Annotated in this window: 28 protein-coding genes and 1 tRNA gene; 17 read left to right on the top strand and 12 right to left on the bottom strand. The window is 64.2% G+C overall.

Annotation, left to right across the window (positions count from 1 at the left end; translation table 11 throughout):
* Positions 1–37: 37 nt before the first annotated feature.
* Positions 38–1,543, bottom strand: coding sequence for a DUF2125 domain-containing protein (locus Q0L89_RS13180; protein WP_296765939.1), 1,506 nt, complete (start codon positions 1,541–1,543; stop codon positions 38–40).
* A gap of 144 nt (positions 1,544–1,687) precedes the next feature.
* On the opposite strand from Q0L89_RS13180, the gene Q0L89_RS13185 reads away from it, so the two are divergent.
* The gene (locus Q0L89_RS13185; RefSeq protein ID WP_296765941.1) at positions 1,688–2,440 is read left to right on the top strand and encodes an SDR family oxidoreductase; all 753 of its coding nucleotides are present in this window, start codon (positions 1,688–1,690) and stop codon (positions 2,438–2,440) included.
* Complete coding sequence (locus Q0L89_RS13190) at positions 2,437–3,051, top strand: enoyl-CoA hydratase/isomerase family protein (RefSeq protein ID WP_296765943.1); 615 nt, start codon at positions 2,437–2,439, stop codon at positions 3,049–3,051. The genes Q0L89_RS13185 and Q0L89_RS13190 overlap by 4 nt, the downstream gene beginning before the upstream one ends.
* A gap of 9 nt (positions 3,052–3,060) precedes the next feature.
* Here Q0L89_RS13190 and Q0L89_RS13195 read toward each other — a convergent pair whose 3' ends face one another.
* Complete coding sequence (locus tag Q0L89_RS13195; protein ID WP_296765945.1) at positions 3,061–4,080, bottom strand: LacI family DNA-binding transcriptional regulator; 1,020 nt, start codon at positions 4,078–4,080, stop codon at positions 3,061–3,063.
* A gap of 93 nt (positions 4,081–4,173) precedes the next feature.
* Here Q0L89_RS13195 and Q0L89_RS13200 point away from each other — a divergent pair.
* Both Q0L89_RS13200 and Q0L89_RS13205 read left to right on the top strand, forming a co-directional pair.
* Positions 4,174–4,250, top strand: a tRNA-Arg gene (locus tag Q0L89_RS13200).
* 344 nt (positions 4,251–4,594) lie between these two features.
* On the top strand, positions 4,595–4,966 hold the full coding sequence (locus Q0L89_RS13205; protein ID WP_296765947.1) for a hypothetical protein: 372 nt from the start codon (positions 4,595–4,597) through the stop codon (positions 4,964–4,966).
* 190 nt (positions 4,967–5,156) lie between these two features.
* Here Q0L89_RS13205 and Q0L89_RS13210 read toward each other — a convergent pair whose 3' ends face one another.
* On the bottom strand, positions 5,157–5,792 hold the full coding sequence (locus Q0L89_RS13210) for a recombinase family protein (RefSeq protein WP_296765949.1): 636 nt from the start codon (positions 5,790–5,792) through the stop codon (positions 5,157–5,159).
* A gap of 269 nt (positions 5,793–6,061) precedes the next feature.
* Between Q0L89_RS13210 and Q0L89_RS13215 the strand changes: the two genes are divergently transcribed.
* Complete coding sequence (locus Q0L89_RS13215; protein WP_296765950.1) at positions 6,062–6,262, top strand: hypothetical protein; 201 nt, start codon at positions 6,062–6,064, stop codon at positions 6,260–6,262.
* A 149-nt stretch (positions 6,263–6,411) separates the two neighbouring features.
* Here the strand turns inward: Q0L89_RS13215 and Q0L89_RS13220 are convergent, their stop codons facing one another.
* On the bottom strand, positions 6,412–7,173 hold the full coding sequence (locus tag Q0L89_RS13220) for a ParB N-terminal domain-containing protein (protein WP_296765952.1): 762 nt from the start codon (positions 7,171–7,173) through the stop codon (positions 6,412–6,414).
* A gap of 186 nt (positions 7,174–7,359) precedes the next feature.
* Between Q0L89_RS13220 and Q0L89_RS13225 the strand changes: the two genes are divergently transcribed.
* The gene (locus Q0L89_RS13225; protein ID WP_296765954.1) at positions 7,360–7,836 is read left to right on the top strand and encodes a BRO family protein; all 477 of its coding nucleotides are present in this window, start codon (positions 7,360–7,362) and stop codon (positions 7,834–7,836) included.
* Here Q0L89_RS13225 and Q0L89_RS13230 read toward each other — a convergent pair.
* Together Q0L89_RS13230 and msrA are read right to left on the bottom strand one after the other, a co-directional pair.
* On the bottom strand, positions 7,811–9,100 hold the full coding sequence (locus Q0L89_RS13230) for a DUF6538 domain-containing protein (protein ID WP_296765955.1): 1,290 nt from the start codon (positions 9,098–9,100) through the stop codon (positions 7,811–7,813). The two genes, Q0L89_RS13225 and Q0L89_RS13230, sit on opposite strands and share 26 nt — an antisense overlap.
* Before the next feature lie 140 nt (positions 9,101–9,240).
* Positions 9,241–9,918, bottom strand: coding sequence for a peptide-methionine (S)-S-oxide reductase MsrA (gene msrA / locus Q0L89_RS13235; RefSeq protein ID WP_296765956.1), 678 nt, complete (start codon positions 9,916–9,918; stop codon positions 9,241–9,243).
* A 166-nt stretch (positions 9,919–10,084) separates the two neighbouring features.
* Here msrA and Q0L89_RS13240 point away from each other — a divergent pair, with 166 nt between their 5' ends.
* Positions 10,085–10,990: a D-amino acid aminotransferase gene (locus Q0L89_RS13240; protein WP_296765958.1), complete on the top strand. Its 906-nt coding sequence runs from the start codon at positions 10,085–10,087 to the stop codon at positions 10,988–10,990.
* Entirely contained in the window at positions 10,990–11,703 is a 714-nt protein-coding gene (locus Q0L89_RS13245) for an HAD family hydrolase (protein WP_296766121.1), read from the top strand. Before Q0L89_RS13240 ends, Q0L89_RS13245 begins: the two co-directional genes overlap by 1 nt.
* Before the next feature lie 59 nt (positions 11,704–11,762).
* On the opposite strand, the gene Q0L89_RS13250 is transcribed toward Q0L89_RS13245, so the two are convergent.
* Positions 11,763–12,989, bottom strand: a complete 1,227-nt coding sequence (locus tag Q0L89_RS13250; protein WP_296765959.1) for an argininosuccinate synthase — start codon at positions 12,987–12,989, stop codon at positions 11,763–11,765.
* Positions 12,990–13,094: 105 nt separating this feature from the next.
* Between Q0L89_RS13250 and ilvA the strand changes: the two genes are divergently transcribed.
* Positions 13,095–14,333 carry a threonine ammonia-lyase IlvA gene (gene ilvA, locus Q0L89_RS13255; protein ID WP_296765960.1) on the top strand — a complete coding sequence of 413 codons (1,239 nt, stop codon included), beginning with the start codon at positions 13,095–13,097 and terminating at the stop codon, positions 14,331–14,333.
* 1 nt (position 14,334) lies between these two features.
* Here ilvA and Q0L89_RS13260 read toward each other — a convergent pair whose 3' ends face one another.
* Positions 14,335–14,667 (bottom strand): Hpt domain-containing protein, encoded by a 333-nt coding sequence (locus Q0L89_RS13260; RefSeq protein WP_296765962.1) that lies wholly within the window; start codon positions 14,665–14,667, stop codon positions 14,335–14,337.
* 169 nt (positions 14,668–14,836) lie between these two features.
* Here Q0L89_RS13260 and Q0L89_RS13265 point away from each other — a divergent pair, with 169 nt between their 5' ends.
* Entirely contained in the window at positions 14,837–16,093 is a 1,257-nt protein-coding gene (locus Q0L89_RS13265; protein ID WP_296765963.1) for a SpoIIE family protein phosphatase, read from the top strand.
* On the opposite strand, the gene Q0L89_RS13270 is transcribed toward Q0L89_RS13265, so the two are convergent.
* On the bottom strand, positions 16,036–16,539 hold the full coding sequence (locus tag Q0L89_RS13270; RefSeq protein WP_296765965.1) for an NUDIX hydrolase: 504 nt from the start codon (positions 16,537–16,539) through the stop codon (positions 16,036–16,038). The genes Q0L89_RS13265 and Q0L89_RS13270 overlap by 58 nt on opposite strands.
* An 80-nt stretch (positions 16,540–16,619) precedes the next feature.
* Here Q0L89_RS13270 and Q0L89_RS13275 point away from each other — a divergent pair, with 80 nt between their 5' ends.
* The 5 genes from Q0L89_RS13275 to Q0L89_RS13295 are packed head-to-tail and all read left to right on the top strand — an operon-like array spanning position 16,620 to position 21,140.
* The gene (locus tag Q0L89_RS13275) at positions 16,620–17,615 is read left to right on the top strand and encodes an Hsp33 family molecular chaperone HslO (protein ID WP_296765967.1); all 996 of its coding nucleotides are present in this window, start codon (positions 16,620–16,622) and stop codon (positions 17,613–17,615) included.
* Positions 17,596–18,213, top strand: coding sequence for a CoA pyrophosphatase (locus tag Q0L89_RS13280; protein WP_296765969.1), 618 nt, complete (start codon positions 17,596–17,598; stop codon positions 18,211–18,213). The genes Q0L89_RS13275 and Q0L89_RS13280 overlap by 20 nt, the downstream gene beginning before the upstream one ends.
* A complete protein-coding gene (locus Q0L89_RS13285) occupies positions 18,210–19,358 on the top strand; it encodes a CCA tRNA nucleotidyltransferase (RefSeq protein ID WP_296765971.1) in 1,149 nt (382 codons plus the stop codon). Before Q0L89_RS13280 ends, Q0L89_RS13285 begins: the two co-directional genes overlap by 4 nt.
* A 53-nt stretch (positions 19,359–19,411) precedes the next feature.
* Entirely contained in the window at positions 19,412–20,629 is a 1,218-nt protein-coding gene (locus Q0L89_RS13290) for a class I SAM-dependent RNA methyltransferase (protein ID WP_296765973.1), read from the top strand.
* A gap of 22 nt (positions 20,630–20,651) precedes the next feature.
* Positions 20,652–21,140, top strand: coding sequence for a L,D-transpeptidase family protein (locus Q0L89_RS13295; protein ID WP_296765975.1), 489 nt, complete (start codon positions 20,652–20,654; stop codon positions 21,138–21,140).
* Here the strand turns inward: Q0L89_RS13295 and Q0L89_RS13300 are convergent.
* On the bottom strand, positions 21,127–21,681 hold the full coding sequence (locus Q0L89_RS13300; protein WP_296765976.1) for a CAP domain-containing protein: 555 nt from the start codon (positions 21,679–21,681) through the stop codon (positions 21,127–21,129). The genes Q0L89_RS13295 and Q0L89_RS13300 overlap by 14 nt on opposite strands.
* Before the next feature lie 177 nt (positions 21,682–21,858).
* Here Q0L89_RS13300 and Q0L89_RS13305 point away from each other — a divergent pair, with 177 nt between their 5' ends.
* On the top strand, positions 21,859–22,464 hold the full coding sequence (locus Q0L89_RS13305) for a L,D-transpeptidase (protein ID WP_296766123.1): 606 nt from the start codon (positions 21,859–21,861) through the stop codon (positions 22,462–22,464).
* A 141-nt stretch (positions 22,465–22,605) separates the two neighbouring features.
* Entirely contained in the window at positions 22,606–22,788 is a 183-nt protein-coding gene (locus Q0L89_RS13310) for a hypothetical protein (protein ID WP_296765979.1), read from the top strand.
* A 100-nt stretch (positions 22,789–22,888) separates the two neighbouring features.
* Here the strand turns inward: Q0L89_RS13310 and hemH are convergent, their stop codons facing one another.
* Both hemH and Q0L89_RS13320 read right to left on the bottom strand, forming a co-directional pair.
* Positions 22,889–23,953 (bottom strand): ferrochelatase, encoded by a 1,065-nt coding sequence (hemH, locus tag Q0L89_RS13315; protein ID WP_296765981.1) that lies wholly within the window; start codon positions 23,951–23,953, stop codon positions 22,889–22,891.
* Positions 23,954–24,033: 80 nt separating this feature from the next.
* Entirely contained in the window at positions 24,034–24,855 is an 822-nt protein-coding gene (locus Q0L89_RS13320; RefSeq protein ID WP_296765984.1) for a methyltransferase domain-containing protein, read from the bottom strand.
* Between the last annotated feature and the right edge of the window lie 15 nt (positions 24,856–24,870).

Here is a 24,870-nt window from a genome sequence, read left to right on the forward strand (position 1 = left end):
TTTTCCGGAAGGGCTGATCCGTTGCGATGCGCCGCCCCTATTTCAGCCGCTCCCCGTTGGCCAGCACCTTGCCATCGGGCGTCACTTCGATCTCGGAAGTCAGCACGTCGTCCCCGGCAGGCTTGGCAAAAAGCCCGAGCATCATGCGCATGCCGGTCACCTGGTCCTCGGGGACCACCCCCATCTCGGTGAGCTTGTCGAGAAGCCCATGCGCCCCCGACAGCCTGAGCGACAGCTTGCCCTCGGGGCGCGGCATACCTTCGAAAGTGTCGAGGTCGGTATTGTCGAAGGTGAAGGCCCCGTCGCCGGTCAGTTCGACACCGGCCACCGACAATTCCAGCGTGTTCACGCGCGCGTCACGCAATTCGCCCGGCGGGGCGTCGAGCGATTCCATCTCCTGCGCGTCCATCACGTCCTCCGTGAGCACGCCGCTGGCTGCGAGATCAAGACGCAGCGTCGCGGGATCGCGCGGCAGGCGGCCGCCGGGGTCGACCATGGCCCAGAGCTGTTCGGGCACCGCAAGCCCGGCCAACACCAGACTCAGGCCTATATCCTGCGGCGCATCGCTGGCGCTGACGGGCATGGCCAGGTCGAAGCCCAGTTCTTCGAAGCTGACGGCAATCGGGAACGGGGCCTCGGTGCTGGCGATCTCAACCGCGACATCGCGCGCTTCCAGCCCATAGACGAGACCGTCTTTCGAGAGGGAGAAATCCAACCCGCCGCCGGCGGAGCGCGAACTGCCCTCGCTGCTTTCGCCGGGGGACTTGACGGAAAAGGTGCTTTCACCGGTCGCGTAGGACAGCGTGCCGCCCATGGAGAGCCCCGCATTCAGCGCCGCCGCCATGTCATCGCGGTACTCCGCCCCCTCGGGGATGCGCCATTCGCTGTCGTAACTCAGATCGGTAAGCGAACCGGCAAGCTGTGCTTGGCCCGTCGCGTCCTCGGGCGCGCTGACGTCGATATCGTAGCTCATGGCTGCCATTGTCATGGTCTGATCGTAACGGCGTACCGCGCCCTGCACGACCTCGCTGACCCCGGCCAGGGCTTCCATGCTGATCCTCGCCTGGTCGATATTCATCGGCTCGCCATCGACCAGGACCTGTGTCACCCGGATTTCCGATTCAGCCGCCGAGTAGGCGTATTTCATCGCCTCCGGGCTGCCCGACACCACCGTGACAAACCCACTGTGGGCATGTTCGACGGTGAACTCGACGGTATCAACTTCGTCGTCCTCGGCGGGGTGTACCGTCACGACGATCGGCATTACCTCGGGCAGGGTGAGTTCGACCGTGCCATCGCCGCTTTCGGTGAACGACAGTTCCGGCACCTCGATGCGCACGCGGCCCTCGTCCTCGGACAACTCGACGCGCATGACGATGTCGCGCACGTCCAGCCCCTGCGGCGTGTTCTTTTCGGTCGCGGTCATGGTCACACCCATATCCGCGGTGCTTGCCTTGTAATTCTGCCAGACCTCGCTGGCCGTCACGTCGGCCAGGGCTGGCGCCGCACATGTCAAAGCGGCTGCCACGGTTGCCTGGGTCATCCAAATTCGGGTCATCGTACCTCGCCCTTTATAAAATTCACCTGCACAGCTTCACTGCATGTCGGCGTCGCGTCAAGCGATCATGGTGCTGGACCGGCCCCGCACGGCGGTCTACCACGGGGGCGCAAACGAAGGGGAAGACCGATGACCGACCTGACAGGAAAAACCGTTCTGATCACCGGCGCCAGCCGCGGCATCGGCGCCGCCGCCGCGCGCGTCTTTGCCGACGCCGGCGCCAATGTCGCGCTGGCCGCGCGCAGCACCGAGGCAACCGCCGCGCTGGCCGAGGAAATCGGCGCCCAGGCACTGGCGCTGCAATGCGATGTCAGCCGCTACGCCGATGTCGAGGCCGCCGTTGCGGCGACGGTGGCGCAATTCGGCGGGCTCGACATCGTGATCGGCAATGCCGGGGTGATCGAGCCGATCGGCGCACTGGCCGAAGCCGACCCCGAGGCATGGGCGCGCGCCATCCAGATCAACCTGACCGGCGTGTTCCATGGCATGCGGGCCGCGATTCCCGTGATGCAGGAGCGTGGCGGCGGCACCATCATCACCGTCAGTTCAGGCGCCGCGCACAACCCGCTGGAAGGCTGGAGCGCCTATTGTGCCTCGAAGGCGGGCGCGGCGATGCTGACCGCCTGCGCCGACCGCGAGGCGCGCAGCGGCGGGCTGCGCATCATGGGCCTGTCGCCCGGCACCGTGGCCACCGACATGCAACGCACCATCAAGCAAAGCGGCATCGGCCCGGTGGCGCAGTTGGACTGGTCCGACCACGTTCCGCCCGAATGGCCCGCGCGCACCCTGCTGTGGATGTGCTCCCCCGACGCCGACGACTGGATCGGGCGCGAGGTGTCGCTGCGCGATGCCGGCATCCGCAAGCGCGTGGGGCTGGAATGATCGCGCTCGATCGTGGCGATGACGGGCTGTGGACGGTCACGCTCGACCGGCCCGACAAGGCCAATTCGCTGACGCCCGAGATGCTGGAGGAACTGCTGCGTATCGCCCACGCGGCCACCGATGCCCGCGCGCTGATTCTCACCGGGCGGGGCCGGGTGTTCAGCGCCGGGGCCGACCTGGACGCGGCGCGCGCCGGGCTGGCCACCAGCCCGCTGTGGGAAGAGCTGTCATCGGCGATCGCGGCGCTGCCGGGCCTGACCATCGCGGCGCTCAACGGCACGCTGGCCGGCGGCGCCATGGGCATGGCGCTGGCCTGCGATTTGCGGCTGGCGGTGCCGGTGGCGAAGTTCTTTTACCCGGTGATGAAACTGGGCTACCTGCCGCAACCGTCCGATCCCGGGCGCATGGCGGCGCTGATCGGGCCGGCGCGGACCAAGCTGCTGCTGATGGGCGGACAGAAGATCGACACTGAGGCGGCGCTGTCCTTCGGGCTGATCGACCGGGTTTGCGCGCCTGATACGCTGCTGGACGAGGCGCGCACCATTGCCGCCGACACGCTGGCGGCCGACCCGGATCTGGCCGCGCGCATCAAGGGCATGTGCAGCGCCTGAGTCCAGGGCTCAGCGGCGCAGGGTGTCGCCATAGCTGATCGTCGGGGTCAGTTCGACGGCGCGCTCGGCGGGTTCTTCGCCGCGGCTGTACGCCGCGACGATCTCGGCGGCGCGGCGTCCGATCTCGGCGCGGCAGGCGTCCATCGTGGCCAGCTTGCGCGGCAATCCCTGCAACAGCTCGACCCCGTTGAAACCGGCCAGCCCGATCTGCCCGGGGATGTCGTATCCCGCTTCGAGCAGGTAGAGCAGCCCGCCGGCCCCGATCAAATCATTGGAATAGTAAAGAAAATCCAGGTCCGGGCTGCGGTCGAGGATGGCGCGGGTCATCTCGCGCCCCTTGGCCAGCGCCGAGCCGCCGGAATAGAATTCCTGATCCTCGATCTCGACCCCGCCCTTGGCCATCGCCTGCGTGAAGCCCTCGAACCGCTTGCGCGCACGGTGGTCCAGCGGCATCTTGGTGCCCAGGAAGCCGATCTTGCGATACCCTGCAGCAAGGATGGCCTGCCCCATCTCGCGCCCCGCGCGGCGGTGAGATATCCCCACCATCGCATCCACGGGGTGACCATCGGTATCCATGATCTCGACCACCGGGATACCGGCGGCGCGCAGCATGGCGCGGCTGGCGTCGGAATGTTCCAGCCCGGCGATGATAACCCCCGAAGGCCGCCACGACAGCATCTCGTAGAGCACCTTTTCCTCTTTCTCGGGAAGGTAGTCGGTAATCCCCACAACGGGCTGCAGGTCGGTATCCTCCAGCACCTTGCTGATGCCGGTCATCACCTCGGGAAACACCATGTTCGACATCGACGGGATGATCACCGCCACCAGGTTCACGTGCTGGCTGGCCAGCGCACCGGCGATCTTGTTGGGCACGTAGCCAAGCGCCTTGGCCGCCGTCAGCACCCGCGCGCGGGTGTCGGGCGACACGTCGCCCTTGCCGCGCAGGACACGGCTGACGGTCATCTCCGACACGCCCGCGGCTTCGGACACATCGCGCAGGGTCAGCGGGCGGTGGTCATGTGTTGTCACGGCGAATTGTCCTGAAAATGCGGTCGCCGCGATGCTAGCGTGAAGCGCCGGCCTTGTTCAAGCCGCGCGCAGCCGCTAAACGGGTGCCCGCGCGGCCCCGTGGCTCAACCGGATAGAGCAGCCCCCTCCTAAGGGGCAGGTTGCAGGTTCGAATCCTGCCGGGGTCGCCAGTCATAGTTATTACCTCAAAATCAAGAGCTTACACACTAGAAATCCACCCAATGCGGTGAAAATGTGTGGCGTTTTGAGTGGCGTCGTCTGAGGCTCAACCCTACGGGCGAATCCCTAGCATTGAGCTAGAAGAAGGGATACGATCCCAGCCATCATATACGTAGAACAACCTTCGACGGGGCGGACAATGACAGGCTTAACCAAAAGGGAACGACTTCGTCGCGTGGCATTACTTTGTTGTCATTTCTCCAGGAATTTAGCCTACTACCGCGCGTGGCATAAGAGACTAGTCCCTGGTGAGTATGGGGAACTTCTTGCGACGATTGACGGAAACTTCATCGACATGGCAGTGCTCGAATGGTGCAAGCTCTTCGGCGATAGAAGAGGAAAGCACTGTTGGGGTGAAGTTGTAAGTTGCCAGGGTTTTGAAGTTGATATGCTCAAACATCTCGATGAAACAGATGATCAGTTCAAAAAATACATCGATGATATGCGCGAATATCGAAACATGTTCCTCGCGCACCTTGATGACGAACGTACTATGAATATTCCAAGAATGGACATAGCAGAAGGATCCGTCAAATTCCTCTACGACCATTTGATTTGCGTTGAGGCTACGGCTGGCGATCTGGAGGGGCTACCCACAGACTTGACGGCTTACCAGGAGGCATGTGGCAATAGAGCATTGTCTTTTCTTGGTCGCTGCAATTTTTGACTGTGTGCGGAAAATCAACCTGATAGAGACGGGATCACGACCTGAGCGACGAATGACGCAGAAGGGCTGGCTCCGGCCATCCGCTGCGGGCGGCATGAAGGTCGGCTCTGGGCCGTCCGCGCCCGCACCAGCGTCAACCAAGCACAAATTCAACCGTAGCTACGACAGGAAACATAAGCTCCACAGGTAGTCACATCCCCCACCTACCCAAGACCTTCTCAGCCGCTGCAGGGTCTTTTTTGATCCTTAGCACCGTTTGCCGCGTCAGCCCTGTCGCCTTGCTGATCTCCGATGTCCCTGCCCCGTTGCCCAGCATGTCCACGACCACGCCCAGCGCCTTTCGGTCATAACTGGGCTTCTTGCCCCGGTACTTTACCTTGTCCTGCCGTGCGGCTTCTATGCCAGCCTTCTGGGCTTCCTTCGTGGCCTCCGCCTGCGCCTGTGCCGTTGCTGCCATGAAGGCGATCAGTGCGTCTCTCACGGCCTCCTGCATGGGGTCTTGTGTGGCCCCGTCGAAGGTCAGCCCATTGATCACGGTCTTCACCACGACCCCTTGCCGCATGAAGTGCCGGATCGTGTCCGTGACGTCCTGATAGTTCCGACCCAGCCGATCCACCCAGCGCACTACCAGCGTGTCCCCATGACGCAGCTTGTCGAACAGTCGCTTGCCTTCAGGACGTTCTTGCAGCGTCGTACTGACGCCTGAGACCCCGTGGTCAGCGATCACCTCGTCAATCTCGAAGCCTGCCGCCTCTGCCTGCGCCTTCTGGTGGTCAAGGGTTTGGTCAGCGGTGGAAACACGCGCGTAGAAGATGGTCTTGGTCATGGTGTCCTCGTGTACGTTTGGGTTCTGTACGCTGATTATAGTGTACGTAGTCCCTAGTCAACCCTTGTGGACACCCGTCCGGACTCCCCCGGAGATGTACGCAGGCCTATAGCCCTACGGACACATCGCAAGCTGCCTTCCGTGGTGCGGGCACTGGTTGCTTGTCATTCCGGCAGGTGTATGGCACAGCGTATGGCAAGGTCACTAATGCAGATTGGCATTGGATATCAGCGCCTTGCGTGGTTCACCACCTAGAAGGACACGCAATCATGACAGACCTCATTCACATCACCATTCCGTTCCTTGGACGCCTCTACGCCCAGCGCGACACCATCACGCTACGACGCGTCGAATGCGCAGTACTGCACGGCCCCAGCGGCAAGGAATACCTCCTCTGCCTCGGGCGCCTCCGGGTCTACCTGACCCCGCCCCGTGTGATAGCTGCTGAGGCAAGCCCAGAGCGCCGCTGAGCGGGACAAGGAGTAGGGCTGCACCTTGTGGTGGCCCTGCCCCCTGATCGTCACCCCCTCACCCCCCAGCGTAACCCACAGGGGGGCGAAAGCTTCCTGCCGTATAGTGGTAAGCCGCTCAGATGTTTGCGCCCCAAACATTCCTGAGGTCAGAAGGGGAAATCATCCTCTTCCTCCTCGCAGCCTTGGCGCAACTCGTCCAGCACGTAGGCCAAGGTCAGCTTCGATAAGCGACGCTCAAGGACACGGGCAACAGCTTCCCATTGGCGGCTGCCCATGCTTCCAAGGGATGCACCAATCTCATCATCTAGCGCCTTTGCCCGCGCTTCGATCACCTGCTCCTGCATGTCCTCGTCCCACTCCTCTGGCTCAATCCCGTTCCATTCCCGCATTGCCGACCACCACGTATCGGGAAGGACTGCGTCTTCCTGCTCCAGCGCTTTTCGCGCCCTGCGCATCTTCGCAACGGTACCGTCGCTCACGCCAGTGGCCTTGACTGTCTGTGCCTTTGACAGGCCATGATCCGAGCAGACCAGACGCCACGCCGCGTTGTCACGCTCCGTCTTGGTCATCGGCAGTTTCGTCTTCGTGTTCTCGTTCAGAGCCAAGAGCATCGCGTCGGCTTCGCAGCATTCGTGAACGATCACCGGGACAGCCTTGGTGTGTCTGCTGGCAGCGTAGGCCGCGTGTCTGTGATGGCCATCTACCACGACAAAATCGCCTTCTCCGCGCTTCCACACGGTCATGGCGTCGAGCGTTTGCCCAGCGGCGATGGCATCGGCCAGCCCCCGCACGTGGTCCTCCGTTGTCTCGAACTCGCGGAACTGGAAGGTCTCAGGTTCCGTCTTGAGCTTGTTCAAGGCCATACGCATTCGCTTGGGGCGCGTAACCCCTTGTGTTTCATCGTTCATTTCTGGTGTTCTCTTCGGTACAGTGATCCAAATCGCTGATCCCAGCCTATGCAGAATGCACAGTCAGTAGCTGCATACCCTCGCAACGGCAAAAGCCCCGCCTCAGGCCCCCGCCAAGGCGACTTCACCTCGTCCACGGGAACCCGAAGCAGAAGCCACGGACCAGCCGAAGAGACCCGTGCGGCGTTGCTCTGGGGCCGTCGCCTCAGCGTCCACTCGGGTTTTCTTCAATGGTGGCACCCAGACACGTCCTCCAACGCACTGACCCTCTTCAACTTCAACGGCCACGACATCCGCGTCATCGACATCGACGGCCAGCCTTGGTTCGTGTCGGCTGACGTACTCCATGCCTTGGGCATCAAGCAGACGTCGCACGGCCATGCGACCAAGAACCTTAGCGCTGATGAACGCAAACTGTATCAGGTACAGAAAAGGGTACGGTCTCAGGTGATTACCTGCGAGAGCGGCATGTACAAGCTGGTCATGCGCTCAGACAAGCCCGAAGCCAAGGCGTTCCAGAACTGGGTGACCCGTGTGGTGCTGCCCGCGATCCACAAGCACGGCGGCTATGTCCGGGCTGAAGAGAACGTCGGCAAGGATCATTCAACCCCTGCTCGTCAGCGCATTCTGGTTCCGATCACCATTCCACCTCCGGCCAAGTGACCTTCTGCACCACCTCGCTCAGCACGTCATATCCCAAGCCCTCTGCGCTATAGGTGTCGAAGGTGATATTTCCGATCCTGTGGCCCAACAGTCGCTTGATCTCACGGGAACTGATTCGTGCATTCTCCAGCTTGTTCGTGACTGAGTGCCTGAAGCTATGGTAGACTAAATCCCTCTGATACCCCAGTTTCTTCTTCACCGCTGAAAACTCGTTCGTAAGCGTGGTGGGTGCGAGAGGCGAACTTACCCACTCAGCCGCGTCCTCAAGTATCTCGGGGTGACAAGGTATGCGTCTTGTGCGCCAAGCCCTCTTGGTCTCCGGCAAATATAGTGACGGGTTGTCGGTCTCGGCACCTTCAAGTCGAAGTCCACAGATACCGCTTCGCGATGCGCCGCTGTAAGCTGCAATCCTGACAGCCAACCATAGTCGTCGCATTTTGGTGTCCTTGATCGCGTCCATGATCCGCAAGTATTCATCATTGGTCACAGCCCGCACCTCAGTCGTATCTACGGCGCTGTCCATCTCGCGCACCGTCCACATCTGCTCATCACTCCTCCAGCCGTGATACCGCCAGATGCCCCGGTAGGCTGTCGTGTATTTCTGCACTGTGGCTTTGGCGTTATCGGTCAACAAGTCGTGCAGGAATCGCCGTGCTTTGCGCTGGGTGATCTCCTCCTTATAGGGGAATCGATCCAGTAGGATGGAAATGGCGCGGCAATACTCCGTCTTCGTCTTGTGCGCCTTGCCCCTCTTCGTCTCGAACCACTCCCAGCAGTACGGCTCAAGGGGCGTAAGGGACCCTCGCAGTATCTGTATCTCACGCCATATCGCTGCCCCTTTACCGCTCTTGATTACCTCGTCCCGTGCTTCGTCGAGTTCGTCCACGTCTCCTGAGGGCGCTTTCGGGTATGCGAGGGCGTCAATCTTGTCCGATAGGAAGGTAATGTGTTCAGGGATATCCTCCGGCGCTGCTTCTCGCTCCTCAAGCAGCATTGCGTCATCACTCAGATTCTCAGGGGGCGCTGTTGTGTTTTGGCTTGGCTGTCTATGCTGCCGAAGGCGCATCTCGGACCACAGGTCTTGATACTTCTTCAGTTTGGCATCGCGGAGCTTCCTAGCTACAATGGCATCGCCAGTCTTCAGCGACTGCTCAATGAACTTGGAAGCCCGGCCCGCGTAGAAGTCCATCACGTCAGTAGGGATGCGGAGCTTGAAGTGCCACCTCTCCCCGCGTTTGATCATGTGGTGGTTCTTGGTCTTCACGGTGCGCACCATAATGTGTGGAGTAATGTGTGACACACATGCACGTGAAGTACCTGATAATCAAGAGTATATGACCCTTCGAACCTATTCGCTTCCCTTCCTGCCGGGGTCGCCAGTGCTGTCCGCCAGCGCCCGCCGACTCAGCCGCCGGCGTTGCCGGCAAAGGGGGCGGCGTCACCCCACAGTTGGCGCACCCGCGCATCGCGGCCGCAGCCCTTGCGATACTTCTTGTACGATTTCGCCCGCGTGGTCGGACCAAAGCGCGTGAACAGAACCACTTCCTGGCTCTTGTAGTAGTCCTGGTGGTATTTTTCGGCCTCGTAGAATTCCGCCTGCGGCAGAATCGGCGTAACGATGTCGCGGCCCAGGGCCGCCTCGGCCTCGGCCAGCACCTTCTCGACCAATGCCCGTTCTTTCGGGCCATCGACAAAGATTGCGGTGCGATAGGGCGATCCACGGTCGCAGAACTGCCCGCCGGCGTCGGTCGGGTCGATCGAGCGCAGGAACATCTCCAGCAGCTTCTCGCGGCTGACCCGGTCCGGGTCGAACATGATCTCGACCGCCTCGAAATGGCCGGTGCCGCCACGCGAAACCTGCTTGTAGGTCGGGTTGTCCAGCGTGCCGCCGGTATAGCCCGACACCACCTCGCGCACGCCCGCCACCTTCTCGAAATCGGCCTCGACGCACCAGAAACAGCCGCCGGCGACGACCAGTTTCTGCTCGGCCCCGGCATGCGCCGGGTGTGCATCGACCATCAGACCCACCGCAATCGCGATCGCCAGGGCGGCCAGCCGCGCGTTTTCCAGGATATTGAACATGCATGCCCTCTTTTGGAAACCCGCGTACACCATGCCCTCCAACCACTGTTTCACCAAGCCGGTGCGGGGCGATAACACGAAGGCGTGAAGCCGCGTGAACACCGCGCGCCCGGATTGCATCGTCGCGCCTGCCGATTAAGGTAGCGCGCAAAACGAAAGGGCCAGCATGACCGACCACGTCACCACCCACCAGGCCGAAGACGACGCGCGCAACGCCGGCATCCTGATCTGGCTGAACGGCCAGCTTGTGCCGCGCGAGCGCGCGCTTGTCAGCGTCTACGACAGCGGCTTCATGCTGGGCGACGGCGTGTGGGAGGGGCTGCGCCTTTACAACGGGCGTTGGGCATTTGTTGACGATCACCTGGACCGGCTGTTCGAGGCCGCGCGCGCCATCGACCTCGATATCGGCCTGAGCCGCGCGCAACTGATCGCGGCGCTGGACGAGACACAGCGCGCCAACGGCATGGAAACCGACGCGCATGCCCGGCTGATGGTCACCCGCGGGGTGAAGGCACGGCCCTTCCAGCACCCCTCGCTTAGCCGCCAGGGCCCGACCGTGGCGATCATCATGGAACATTCCCGCCCCAGCCTGCCGCGCCCCATACGCCTGGCCACGGTTCCGCATGTCCGCGGCCTGCCGATGAGCCAGGACCCCAAGCTGAACTCTCATTCCAAGCTCAACTGCATCCTCGCCTGCATCGCCGCCGAAAAGGCCGGCGCGGACGAGGCGCTGATGCTGGATGTGCACGGCTTCGTGAATACCACCAACGCCTGCAACTTCTTCATCGTGCGCCGCGGCGAGGTCTGGACCAGCACCGGCGACTACTGCATGAACGGGATTACCCGCGCCAAGGTGATCGACCTGTGCCGTGCAAACGACATCCCCGTGTTCGAGCGAAACTTTTCCCTGGTCGACACCTACGGCGCGGACGAGGCGTTCCTCACCGGCACCTTCGGCGCCCAGACCCCGGTGGCCACGGTGGACGGACGCCAGGTCGGCACCGGCGAAATGGGCCCCGTGACCGAGCGTATCCGCGCGCTTTACAAGGCGCTTGTCGCCGAGGGGGCATGATGCACATCGCCATGTGGTCCGGGCCACGCAACCTGTCCACCGCCATGATGTATGCCTTCGCCGCGCGCGGCGACTGCGCCGTCGTGGACGAGCCCTTTTACGCCGCCTATCTCGCGCGTACCGGGTTGGACCACCCGATGCGCGACGCGATCATGGCCAGTCAGCCCACCGACCCGGGCCGCGTGGTCGCGGCGCTGACCGGGCCGGTGCCGGGGGCCAAGGCACATTTCTACCACAAGCACATGGCGCAGCACATGATCCCCGGAATACCGCGCGACTGGATCGGCGATATCACCAACGTCTTTCTCATTCGCCACCCGGCGCGCGTCGCCGCCAGCTTCTCGGCCAAGTACGACAACCCGACGCTTTCGGATATCGGCTTTACCCAGCAGTTGGAGCTTTTCCAGCAGCTCCGCGCCGAGGGGCATGATCCTGTCGTGATCGACTCGGCCGACATCCGCCGCGACCCGGCGACGATGCTGGCGCGGTTGTGCGCGGCAATCGGTCTGGACTGGACCCCGCGCATGCTGTCGTGGTCCCGGGGCGGGCACCCCGACGATGGCGTCTGGGCACCGCACTGGTACGGGGCCGTGCATCAAAGCACCGGCTTCGCACCGCCCGAGAGGGATCTGCCGGACCTGGCCGGTGCGCAGGCCCGGCTGGCGGATGCGGCGATGCCGGCCTACCATGCGCTTACCCGCCACAAGCTCTGACCGTCGGATACGCCGACAGGATACCGACGCAATACCGACGTGATACCGATCCGGTTTTTTCAGCCCTTCAACCGCCGCTCCCGTGCCGCCAGCAGTTTCAGCCGCAGCGCGTTGAGCTGGATGAACCCGGCCGCATCCTTCTGATCGTAGGCGCCGGCGTCGTCCTCGAAGGTGACATGCGCTTCGGAATAGAGGCTGTGCTCCGACCAGCGGCCAACGGTGCGCACCGACCCCTTGTAAAGCTTCAGCCGCACCGTGCCGGTGACATGGCGCTGCGAATGGTCGATGGCGGCCTGCAACATCTCGCGTTCGGGGCTGTACCAGAAGCCGTTGTAGATCGCTTCGGCATAGCGCGGCATCAGTTCGTCCTTGAGATGCGCCGCGCCGCGGTCGAGGGTGATCTGCTCGATCCCGCGGTGCGCCTCCAGCAGGATGGTGCCGCCGGGGGTTTCGTAGATGCCGCGGCTTTTCATGCCCACGAAGCGCCCCTCGACCAGGTCGAGCCGCCCGATCCCGTGTTTGCCGCCCAACTCGTTGAGCCGTGTCAGCACTGTGGCCGGGCTCATCGCCTGGCCGTCGATGCTGACGGCGTCGCCGCGCTCGAACCCGATCTCGATGAATTCGGGCGCGTCGGGCGCATCCTCGGGGCTTGTCGTGCGCTGATATACATACTCCGGCGCCTCTTGCGCGGGGTCTTCCAGCACCTTGCCCTCGGACGAGGTGTGCAGCAGGTTGGCATCCACCGAAAACGGCGCCTCGCCGCGCTTGTCCTTGGCGATGGGGATCTGGTTTTTCTCTGCAAAATCCAGAAGTTTCGTGCGGCTGGTCAGATCCCACTCGCGCCAGGGCGCGATCACCTTGATATCGGGGTTGAGCGCATAGGCCGCCAATTCGAACCGCACCTGGTCGTTGCCCTTGCCGGTGGCACCGTGTGCCACCGCGTCGGCGCCGGTTTCCTCGGCGATCTCGACCAGGCGCTTGGAAATCAGCGGCCGCGCGATCGAGGTGCCCAGCAGGTAGAGCCCCTCGTAAACCGCGTTGGCGCGGAACATCGGGAACACGAAATCGCGCACGAACTCCTCGCGAATATCCTCGATATAGATGTTCTCGGGCTTGATCCCCAGTAGCTCGGCCTTCTGGCGCGCGGGGTCCAGCTCCTCGCCCTGGCCCAGGTCGGCGGTGAATGTCACCACCTCGCAGCCGTACTCGGTTTGCAGCCACTTCAGGATGATCGAGGTATCCAGACCCCCGGAATAGGCCAGCACGACTTTCTTGGGCGCGGACATCATGTTTCCCCTTGTCATCAACGGTCGCTGCGCGCTTAGCGGGTTTTCCGGCGCGGGGCAAGGCGGGGGCTTGCGCCGCTGATCCGACTGGGCCAGACAATTGCAATGACCAGTTTCCGCGACACCGCCCGTTCCGCCACCGCCGCCATGCGTGCGGTGTTCCCGGCCACGCCGTTGCAACGCAACGCGCACCTGTCGGAACGCTTCGGTGCCGACATATGGCTCAAGCGCGAAGACCTGTCGCCGGTGCGGTCCTACAAGTTGCGCGGGGCGTTCAACGCTATGCGCAAGGTGCTGGAAAGCAACCCGGAAAAGGGGCTTTTCGTGTGCGCCAGCGCCGGCAACCACGCGCAGGGCGTGGCCTTCATGTGCCGCCATTTCGGCGTGCGCGGCGTGATCTTCATGCCGGTGACAACGCCGCAACAGAAGATCCACAAGACCCGCACCTTCGGCGGCGACGCGGTCGAGATCCGCCTCACGGGCGACTATTTCGACGACACGCTCGCCGCGGCCAAAACGTTCTGCGCCGAAAAGGGCGCGCATTTCCTTGCCCCGTTCGACGATACCGACGTGATCGAAGGGCAGGCCTCGGTCGCCGTCGAGATCGAGGAACAGATGGCCGGGCTGCCCGACCGGGTGATCTTGCCGGTAGGCGGCGGCGGGCTGTCGGCGGGCGTGCGCGGCTACTTCGGTGATGCCTGCGCCTACAGCTTTGTCGAGCCGCAGGGCGGCGCCAGCCTTGCCGCGGCGCTGGCCGCGGGGACGCCTGTGAAACTGGAGCGCGTCGATTCTTTCGTCGATGGCGCGGCGGTGGCGTGCATCGGCGCCAAACCCTTTGCGCGGCTGGCGGATGTGAACCCCGACGACGTTTTCGCCGCGCCCGAGGACCGCATCTGCGTCACCATCCTGGAGATGCTCAACGTTGAGGGCATCGTGCTGGAACCGGCAGGTGCGCTGGCGGTGGACGCGCTGGATGACGTGGCCGCGCGGATACGGGGCAAAACGGTCGTCTGCATCACCTCTGGCGGCAATTTCGATTTCGAACGCCTGCCCGAGGTCAAGGAACGCGCACAACGCTACTCGGGCGTGAAAAAATATTTCATCCTGCGTCTTCCGCAGCGGCCCGGTGCGCTCAAGGAATTCCTCAACATTCTCGGGCCGCAGGACGATATCGCGCGGTTCGAATACCTGAAGAAGTCGGCGCGCAATTTCGGCTCTGTTCTGATCGGGATCGAGACGCGCGAGGCGGCCAATTTCGACATCCTGTTCCAGCGGCTCGATACGGCCGGATTCACCTACCGCGACATCACCGACGACGCGATCCTGGCCGAATTCCTGATCTGAGTCAGGCGCTGAGCCGCGCCTGCAAACCCGTCAGGAAGGCGGCTTTCGACTCGTCGTAGCAGGCCAGAATCGCAGCCACGTCGACCTGCTCGGCGCGGTCGGCGGCGGCGTCCTGTTCACCGGCCTGGCAGATCGCGGCGAAGCGCGCGAAGCCCAGGTTCATGGCGCTGCCCTTGAGAAAATGCAATTGGCATTCCAGCTTGCCGGGCGCAGGGTCGGCGCGAAGCGCCTCGACCACCTCGGTGACTTCGTCAATAAACAGCGCCACCACGTCGTTGAAATCCTCGACCCCGATTTCATCTCTAAGCTCGGCGATGCGATCCCAGTCGATCATGGCAGACTCCTCGTTACTCGTGTTCCGGCCAAAGGCTGGCGCGCAAGGCTTAACGCAAGCCTTAAGAGCCCGGGAAACTGCGTAGAATGCGACCTTTCACAGATTGTTAAGGCCGTGCCGCCTAGGCTCGGGCGAACGAAAACACGCACAGCGTTGACAGGGGGCGCATTTGGACGGGCCCACATCCGAGCCATCGACCGGTCGCATCGAGGTTGAGCATGTGCGCAACGTCCTTGTGGTCGATGACAGCAAGTTGCAGCGGCGCATCCTGTCGGCCTCGCTGGCGCGCTGGGGCTTCGCGGTGAGAGAGGCCGCGTCGGGCACCGAGGCGCTGGCGCAGTGCCGCGAAACCCCGCCCGACATCGTGCTCAGCGACTGGATGATGCCCGGCATGGACGGGCTGGAATTCTGCCGCGCGTTTCGTGACATCCCGCGCGACCAGTACGGCTATTTCATCCTGCTGACCTCGAAGGCCGAAAAGGAAGCGGTGGCGCGCGGCCTTGATTGCGGCGCCGACGACTTCCTCAACAAGCCTGTCAACTCTGCCGAGTTGCGCGCACGCATCAACGCCGGCGCGCGGCTGCTGCGCGCGCAGCGCGACCTGAAGGAAAAGAACCGTTTGCTCAGCGATACGCTGGACCAGTTGCAGACACTCTACGATGCGCTCGACCGCGACCTCATAGAGGCGCGCAAGCTGCAACAGTCACTTCTGCGCGACCGTCAGCGCGTGTTCGGACCCGCCCGGGTGTCGCTAGTGCTTCAATCAAGCGGCCATGTCGGCGGCGATCTGGTCGGGCTCTACCCGATCAACGAGGCGCATTTCGGGGTGTTCGCGATCGACGTATCCGGGCACGGGATCAGTTCGGCGCTGATGACGGCGCGGCTTGCCGGCTACCTTTCGTCGGCAGCGCCCGAGCACAACATCGCCCTGCGCAAGACCGCCGACGGCCACTATGCGCCGCGCGCGCCGGCGCAGGCGGTGGGAATTCTCAACCGCATGATCCTGGACGAAATGGCGACCGAGCACTACTTCACGCTCCTGCTGGCCGATGTCGACATCCGCGACGGCACGGTGCGCTTTGCCCAGGCGGGCCACCCGCATCCGCTGGTTCAGCGCCGCGACGGGCGCATCGAGGCAATCGGCACCGGTGGCCTGCCTGTCGGGCTGATCCCCGGCGCGACCTTCGAGCAGTCTCAAACCACGCTTCGCCCCGGAGACCGGCTGCTGATCCAGTCAGACGGAATCACCGAATGCGCGGCGCCTGATGGCAGCCTTCTCAACGACGAGGGGCTGATGGACATGCTTGCCGGGATGCAAGACCTGACCGGCAGCGACCTGTTGACCGGGGTTCTGGCCCGGCTGAACGATTACGCCGGCCACACCGACCTGGCCGACGACATCTCGGCCGTGCTGCTGGAGTTCTGACGGTGGGCCCGCCACAGCCACCACGCAGCAAAGTGCCGGTCGCCACCATTGCGCAACCGGGCGGCCGCCGCGCCCGCGGAAAGCCACAACGCGCGGTGCCCCGGTTCGGTGGGCTCATGCAAGGCCCGAACCGGCCGGGCAACATAGATCAGGCAGATCTTTTCCGCCCACAAGTCGTAGTCGGGCATGTAGGCAAAACGCCGGAAAGCCCCCACCCGGCGCGGTGCCGCGATCTTCCAGCCGGTTTCCTCCAGCACCTCGCGGTGCAGCGCGGCGAGCGGCGATTCGCCGGGGTCGATACCGCCACCGGGCAGTTGCAGCTCTGGCCACGGCCAGGATTGGTGGGTGAGCAACACGTCATCGCCGCGCGGCAAGATCGCATAGGCACCGACACGGCGCCGATACGCCTGGTCGCGCCGTGGAGGATTGCCGAACCGCCTGATCATCGCTGTACCCCCGCCTTGGTCGATGCCTTGCCCCGCCTATATCGACGCGGTATGCGAGAACAAGGCGCACAGGGGTAATCATGACACTGGGATCGAAAATCGCCTGGGACGACACGGTGCTGCCGTTCCAGTTGGACAAAGCGGACATTCGTGGCCGCCTGGTCCGCCTCGATGGGGTGCTGGACGGGGTGCTCCGACAGCACGCCTACCCGCCCCAGATCGAGGCGCTGGTGGCCGAGATGACCCTGCTTACGGCGCTGATCGGCCAGACCATCAAGCTGCGCTGGAAATTGTCGCTGCAGGTGCAGTCGAAAGGCGCGGTGCGGATGATCGCCACCGATTACTTCGCCCCCACGCAAGACGGCGAGCCGGCGCGCATCCGCGCCTATGCCAGCTTCGACGCGGACAGGCTCACCGCCGAGCCCGCGTTCAGCCAGATCGGCGAAGGCTATTTCGCCATCCTTCTGGACCAGGGACGCGGCACGACGCCCTACCAGGGCCTGACGCCGCTGGCGGGCAATTCGCTCGCCGCCTGTGCCGAGGCCTATTTCGCCCAGTCCGAACAACTGCCGACACGCTTTGCGCTGAGCTTCGGCAAGTCCAGCGAACCGGGGGTGCCCGAATGCTGGCGCGCCGGCGGGATGATGCTGCAGCACATGCCCCAGGCGTCGCCCGGTGCCGACCAAGGCGCGAGCGGCGCGGCGGGGCTCATGCATGCACGCGACCTGGTGTCGGGCGACAATGCGGAGAACTGGACCCGCGTGAACCTGCTGCTCGATACGGTGGACGACCTGGAGCTGATCGGGCCACGCCTGGCGCCGACCGACCTGCTGGTGCGGCTGTTCCACGAGGAGCGCCCGCGCGTCTTCGCGACACAGCCGGTACGCTTCGGCTGCACCTGTTCCGAAGCGCGCGTGCGCAGCAGCCTGTCGATCTACTTGGCGCGCGACATTGCGCACATGACCACCGAAGGCGGGCGCGTCACGGCCGATTGCCAGTTCTGCGGCGCGCACTATGACCTTGACCCGGCGTCGCTGGGCTTCGAGGCGGGAAAGGATGCCGGTGACGCGGACTGATCCTCTTGCACGGCTGACATCGGCGCTGGCGCAGGCGCAGGCAACAGCCCCGTCGTCGGATTTCGACCTCAACCCGGATGTGGTATTGGCCGCCGGGCGCAAATTGCGCCCCGCCGGCGTTCTGGTGGCGCTGCGTGCGGCGGCTGACGGGCCGCGCGTGGTGCTGACGAAACGCGCCTCGGGGCTCAAGCATCACCCCGGGCAAATCGCCTTTCCCGGCGGCAAGCAGGACCGCGATGATGCCGACCTCACCGCCACCGCGCTGCGCGAAGCACACGAGGAAATCGCGCTGGCGCCCGATGACGTGCTGGTGCTGGGCCTTTTGCCGCCCCACGAAACGGTGACGGGGTTCACGGTGACGCCGGTTCTGGCGTGGGTGGAGGATGCGTTTACCCCGGTGCCCGAGCCCGGCGAGGTGGACGAAATCTTCGAGGTGCCACTCGACCACCTGACCGATCCGGCGCGCTACAGCATTCAGTCGCGGCGCTGGCGCGGGCAAGAGCGGCGCTATTACACCGTTCCCTACGGGCCCTACTACATTTGGGGCGCGACCGCGCGCATGCTGCGCACGTTGGCAGAGGCAATGGCGAAGACATGAAGCTTTCGGCCGACTGGATCAACAGGGCGGAAACGCAGGCGGCATGCGCGGCTCTGACGCATGCCGGCCATCAGGCGTGGTTCGTGGGCGGCTGCGTGCGAAACACGCTGCTGGGCCAGCCGGTGAGCGATATCGACATCACCACCGACGCGTACCCGGAAACGGTCATGGAACTGGCCGCGCGGGCGGGCCTGCGCGCGGTGCCTACCGGAATCGACCACGGCACCATCACAGTGATCAGCGGCCATGTCCCGCACGAGGTAACGACCCTGCGACGCGACGTGGAAACCGACGGGCGACACGCCATCGTGGCCTATGCCGAGACCGTCGAGGAAGACGCGCACCGCCGCGACTTCACCATGAACGCGCTTTATGCCGCGCCCGACGGCACGCTTCGCGACCCCTTGGGCGGGCTGGCGGATCTGAGGGCGCAGCGGGTGCGGTTCATCGACGACCCGGAACAACGCATCCGCGAGGATTACCTGCGCATCCTGCGCTTTTTCCGCTTTCATGCCTGGTATGGCGATGCCGACCGCGGCCCCGACGCGGACGCGCTGGCGGCCATCGCGGCCACCCTCGACGGGCTGGGTGCACTGTCGCGCGAACGCATCGGCGGCGAACTTCGCAAGTTACTGTCTGCCCCCGACCCGGCGCCGGCCGTGGCCACGATGCGCAACCTCGGGGTTCTGGCGCGGGTTTTGCCGGGCGCGAATGACACGGCGCTCGCCCCGCTGGTGCACCTGGAGCGCGAATCGGCCACGCCAGCCAACGCGATGCGCCGCCTTGCCGCCCTCGGCGGCGAGGGTCTTCAGGACGGGCTGCGCCTGAGCAATGCCGAGACGCGCACGCTGGCGGTACTGCGCCAGGGCATCGGCGACAGCGACGGGGCGGCGGCGCTCGGCTACCGCCACGGCGCGGCACAGGCGCGCGATATCGTGCTGTTGCGCGCGGCGATCTTGCAAACTCCGCTCGACCCGGCGGACCTTGCCGCGGTCGAGGCCGGCGCCGCGGCGGAGTTCCCGGTCAAGGCGGCCGACCTGATGCCGGCGCTGCAGGGGCCGGCCCTGGGCCGGCGTCTGAAAGAACTGGAACGTCGCTGGATCGCGTCGGGCTTTCGGCTCACGCGTGAGGAATTGCTCGGCTGACAGTGGCACCGAGGCGCCGTGGGCCTGGCAGGAACAAAGGGGATCGCGACACCGTGGAACAGCACCGGATCAACCGACTTGGCCTGCACGGTGACGGGGTTGCCGAGGGGCCAGTCTATGCCCGGGGCGCCCTGCCCGGCGAACTGGTGGAAGGCGTGCGCGAGGGCGACCGGCTGCAACAGGTGCGCATCCTCGAGCCGTCCCCGGACCGGGTCAAGCCGCCCTGCCGCCACGCGAAGAATTGCGGCGGCTGTCAGTTGCAGCACGTCAGCAACACCTTTGTCGCGGCCTGGAAAGTCGACGTGGTTCGGCAGGCACTGGCAGCGCAGGGAATCGAGGCGCCGCTGCGCCCCATCGTGACCTCGCCGCCGGGTTCGCGCCGCCGCGCGACGCTGTCGGCGCGGCGCGGCAAATCCGGGGCAATGGCCGGGTTTCACGCGCGCGCCTCGGATACGGTGGTGCCGATCCCCGACTGCCATCTGCTGTGCCCTGAATTGATGGCGGCGCTGCCCGTGGCCGAGGCGCTGGCACGCACGGGCGCCAGCCGCAAGGGCGAGCTGAGCGTGCAGGCGACCGCCTCGCTGGCCGGTCTGGACATCGCGGTGCGCGACGGCAAGGCACTGGACGCGCCGCTGCGCACCACGCTGGCCGAGGTGGCCGGCCAATACGCGCTTGCGCGGCTGACATGGGATGGCGAAGTCATCGCGATGCGCGCACGCCCCGAACAGGCCATCGGCCAGTGCCGGGTGACGCCGCCGCCGGGCGCCTTTCTGCAAGCCACCGCCGAGGGCGAACGCGCGTTGCAGGCCGCCGTGACCGAGGCGCTGTCGGGCGCGGATCGCGTCGTCGATCTGTTCGCGGGCTGCGGCACTTTCGCCTTGCCGCTGGCCGAAGCGGCGCGGGTGCATGCCGTCGAGGGGGACGCCGCAATGCTGGGGGCACTGGATCACGGCTGGCGGCATGCCACCGGGCTCAAGCCCGTCACGACCGAGGCCCGCGATCTGTTCCGCCGCCCGTTGTGCGCCGACGAGTTACGCCAATTCGGTGGGGCAGTGATCGACCCGCCTCGCGCCGGAGCCGAAGCACAGACCGCCGAGCTGGCCCGCGCAGGTCCGGCCCGCGTTGCCATGGTGTCGTGCAACCCGGTGACATTCGCCCGCGACGCGCGCATAATGATTCGCGCGGGGTATCGCGTCGGTTTCGTGCAGGTGGTGGACCAGTTCCGCTGGTCCACGCATGTCGAACTGGTGGCCGGGCTGGAACCGGCGTAAGCGCAAGGCGCGGAGGTGTGGAATGGTGCGGATTCTGACGGTTTTGATGGCGGTCGCGGCGCTGGCCGGCTGCGCCAGCAAGTTCCGCACCTATGACGGCCCCGAGGTGACCCGGCTGATCCTGCTCAAGCAGGAGCGCAAGCTGCACCTGATGCACAACGACACGGCGCTGAAAAGCTACAACGTCGGGATGGGCTTTGCCCCCGAGGGGCACAAGCAGCAAGAGGGCGATGGCCGCACGCCCGAGGGCGAGTACCTGATCGACCGCCGCAACCCCGACAGTGAATTCCACCTGTCCATCGGTATCTCGTATCCCAACGAAGACGACATCGCCCGCGCCGAGGCGGCCGGGCGCGACCCGGGCGGCGACATTTTCATTCATGGCCGGCCCTTGCCCTACATCCTGGGCGGGCGCGACTGGACGGCGGGCTGTGTCTCGGTCAGCAACCGCGAAATAGAAGATATCTACGCGATGGTGCGCAACGACACGCCGATAACTATTCTGCCGTGACTTGTTCCTGCGTGCCCTGCGACCCGTCGCCGGTGATCAGCGTCCACCATATCTTGCCGTTGGGTTCCTGATACCAGGCAAAGCCCAGGTCGGTGGCCTGCCTGTTGGTAATCACGCGCCGGGTACTGCGTTCTTCCATCCAGGCCGACAGGGTCTGCAATTCGGTTTCGTAGGTCTCGGAAATGTTCTCGCCCAGGAACACGCCATCATAGCCACTGCGCTGGACCCGGTTGATGGGCGACGACCCGTCCGACCCGAAATGCCACGGCCGGTTCTGGCGGGACATGTCGCGCGAATGCGTCTCGGCCGCGGCGTTGAGCCGTGCGTTCAGCTTCAGTGGCCGTGCGCCCGCGGCCTCGCGCAGCGAATTCACCGCATCCAGCATGCGAAACTGAACCTTGGACTTGTCGGCAAAACCGATCCGGTAGAGCCGCGGCAGCGGCTTGCCGTCAGATCCCATGGAGGGCGCTGACGGTTCCGGCGTCGTGCACGCGGCAAGCAGAATGGCAAGGGCACCGAAAACGGACAGAAGTCGCATCATGAGAAGGATCCAGAATAATTTCGTACCTGCTTACAGCGGCGCGTGGCGATTTTCAAACGCACATCCGCGTGAGAAGAGGTTTCTGACATCGGTTTGATTTGCGAGTGCTGCATTCAAGCCATATATCTAGAACCGGATTACCTGATCCGATGGTTTGTGGAGTTGTGGAGCAGCAAGATGAAGAAACCCGGTTTGACACGTTTTTCGCGAAGGGCCTTCGTCATGGGCAGCTCGGCCTTCGCCGCCGCACCGGTGCTTGCGCAACAAGCACCCACGGGGCCTGACACCGTCGAGACGGAAGAAGCCCTGTCGCCGAGCGTCCGCCGGAACATATCGTCGTTCCGCGCGCTTGATTGGCGGCCCTATTTCACCAACCTGCGCAATGGCGCGATCCTTGTCGATGTGGATTCGCGCGCGCTGCATTTCTGGTCGGAAGATGAGAGCATCTACAAACTCTATCCCTCCAGCGTGCCGCTCACCGAGGATCTGACGCGCCGCGGCCGCACCCGCGTGGTGCGCAAGGTCGAAGGCCCCTCATGGCGGCCCACCCCGGCAATGAAGCGGCGCAACCCCGAATGGCCCGACTACGTGCCGCCCGGCCCGGAAAACCCTCTCGGAACACACGCGCTGTACCTGAGTTGGACGTATTACCGCATCCACGGCACCCACGACACGCGCAAGATCGGTCGGCGTTCGTCGAACGGCTGCATCGGCCTTTACAACGAACATATCCAGGAATTGTTCAAGCTGACGAAAGTGGGCACCCAAGTGTTGCTTATTTGACCACATCGCAATCGTTTGCGCGCCGGCACCGTCAACTTGGGTTTGCATTTTTGCGACATTACTGCTTAGACAGACTCACGAGGTAAGTCTTGGGTGCCTGCCGCAAATGTATTGTCGGTAGGCGAATTTCTGGAGGATAACATGAAGAAACTCGTTCTCGCTGCTGCTCTTTCCGCCGCTGCATCGACCGCTTTTGCCGGGAGCTATGCCGAGCCCGTCGTCGAAGCGCCGGTTATCGTGGAAGAGACCGCCAGCTCCTCGGCCGGCAACGTTCTGGTGCCGCTGATCCTGCTGGCCGCAATCGCCGTCGTCGTTTCTCACTGATCGCACGACTGCAAGACCATGAAACCTGGAAAGGCGGTGGACGTGTTCCACCGCCTTTTCTTTTTCCGGCTCCGCCAGGCCCCAGGCCCGCTGTGCCGCGTCAGTCGATCCAGCCCTTGAGGTTCTCGTCGATCACGGCACTCAGCGCCTTGATGTGGGCCGGGGTATCGTTGAGGCACGGGATGTAGGTGAACTGTTCGCCGCCCGCTTCTTCGAAACTTTCGCGGATTTCCTCGTTGATTTCTTCCAGCGTCTCGATGCAATCGGCGGAAAAGGCTGGTGCAATGACGGCGATCTTCTTTTTTCCGTCCTCTTTCGCCAGCCGCGCGACCTCGTCCACGGTATAGGGCTTGAGCCATTCCTCGGGGCCGAACACCGACTGGAACGTGGTGGTGATCCGGGTCTCGTCCCAGCCCAGCCGCTCGCGCAAGAGGCGCGTCGTTTTCTGGCACTGGCAGTGATACGGATCGCCCTGCATCAGGTAGCGCCTAGGCATGCCATGATAGGACACCACCAGGATGTCGGGCCGCGCGGCGACGTCGGCATAGGCTTTCTCGACCGATTCCGCCAGCGCCTCGATGTACAACGGATGCTCGAAATACGGCGCGACCGTGCGCGCGGTCGGCTGCCATGTCTCCTGCATGAGAGCCTTGAAGAACGCATCGTTCGCCGTGGCCGAGGTAGCGCCGGCATAGTGTGGGTAAAGCGGGAAAAACAGGATCCTGGTGCATCCCGCCTCGACCATTGCGCGCACTTTCGAGCGGGTCGAAGGGTTGCCGTAGCGCATGCAGAAATCCACCATCACGCTATTGCCGTGGCGGGCCTGCATTTCCTTGGCGATTGCCGCGGTCTGATTCTTGGTGATGGTCATCAAAGGGCTTTCGCCCCTGTCCTCGTTCCAGATCGACTTGTAAGCGGCGCCGCTGGTGAAGGGGCGCTTGGTAAGGATGACAAGCTGCAATAACGGCTGCCATTTCCACGGGCTGTAGTCGATCACCCGGCGATCCGACAGGAACTCGTTCAGGTAGCGGCGCATCGACCAGTAATCGTAGTTGTCGGGGGTGCCGAGATTGGCCAGCAGCACGCCGATCTTCTGCGGCTTGATCGCCGGATGATCGGCCGGGGCGTGCGCGGGGCGCGTTGCGGTATCGGTGGCGTGCGGCATCTGGCGGCTCCCAATTGACTACTTCGGCGCGGCGATTTCGGCGCATATCTGCGGCTGACATAACGGGTGATCCGCGCACGTCAATCTGCAAGGGGCTTTTCGACGCTGCCCAGGGCATCGGCCAACCGCGCGGTGGCCGAGCCTGGCCGCAACGGTTTGGGCTGGCTATCGTCGGGGGCCCATCCGGTGAGAAACATCAGCTCGAACGTGGCCGGGATGCGCCCGTCCGCGCCGGCATGGGTTTCGGCATAAAGATCGGCGGCGATGCGCAGGACCGCCGGCCGCGTCGGCCGGCGCATGCGCTGCGCCAGCGCGTTGCCCTCGCCCATGGCGCGCAGATCGTGCATCAGGTGAAAGGCATCGCGGTAACTGGCACTGAGCGGCACCGAATCGGCCACCGGCAGCGCAAGTCCCGCCCGTTGCAACAATGCACCCAGGTCGCGGATGTCCCCCATCGGCAGAACACGGGGGGAAAGCCCCCCCGTCACCCGCGATTCGGCGCTGGCAAGGGCGGCGCGCAGCTCTTGCAGGGTATCGCCGCCGAACAGCACCGCCAGCAACAGGCCGTCGGGTTGCAGCGCCCGCCGGCACTGGATCAACTGCCCGACCGGGTCGTCGGCCCAGTGCAGCGCCATCGCGTGAATGACCAGGTCGTGCGCTCCTTGCTCAAGCGCCAACACCTCGTCGTCGCCGACAACGCGCGCCTGCGGGTACTGCTCTGCCCAGAACGTGGCGTCACCGGTCACGACGGCGGGCTTGGTAAAGGCTCTGTTAACCATTTCCAGCCGAAACTGGAGTTCCTCCAGCGCGCTTTGCTGGAGGAACCGCGCGGGCGCGCGGGCGGCTCGGGTGCGGTTGCGCATCAGCGCGGCGCGGTCGGTCAGGCGGGGGGCGTCTGTCATGACTGCCAAGATAGG

It is taken from the genome of Sediminimonas sp., assembly GCF_024637375.1.
In the GTDB taxonomy this organism is placed as follows: Bacteria; Pseudomonadota; Alphaproteobacteria; order Rhodobacterales; family Rhodobacteraceae; genus Sediminimonas.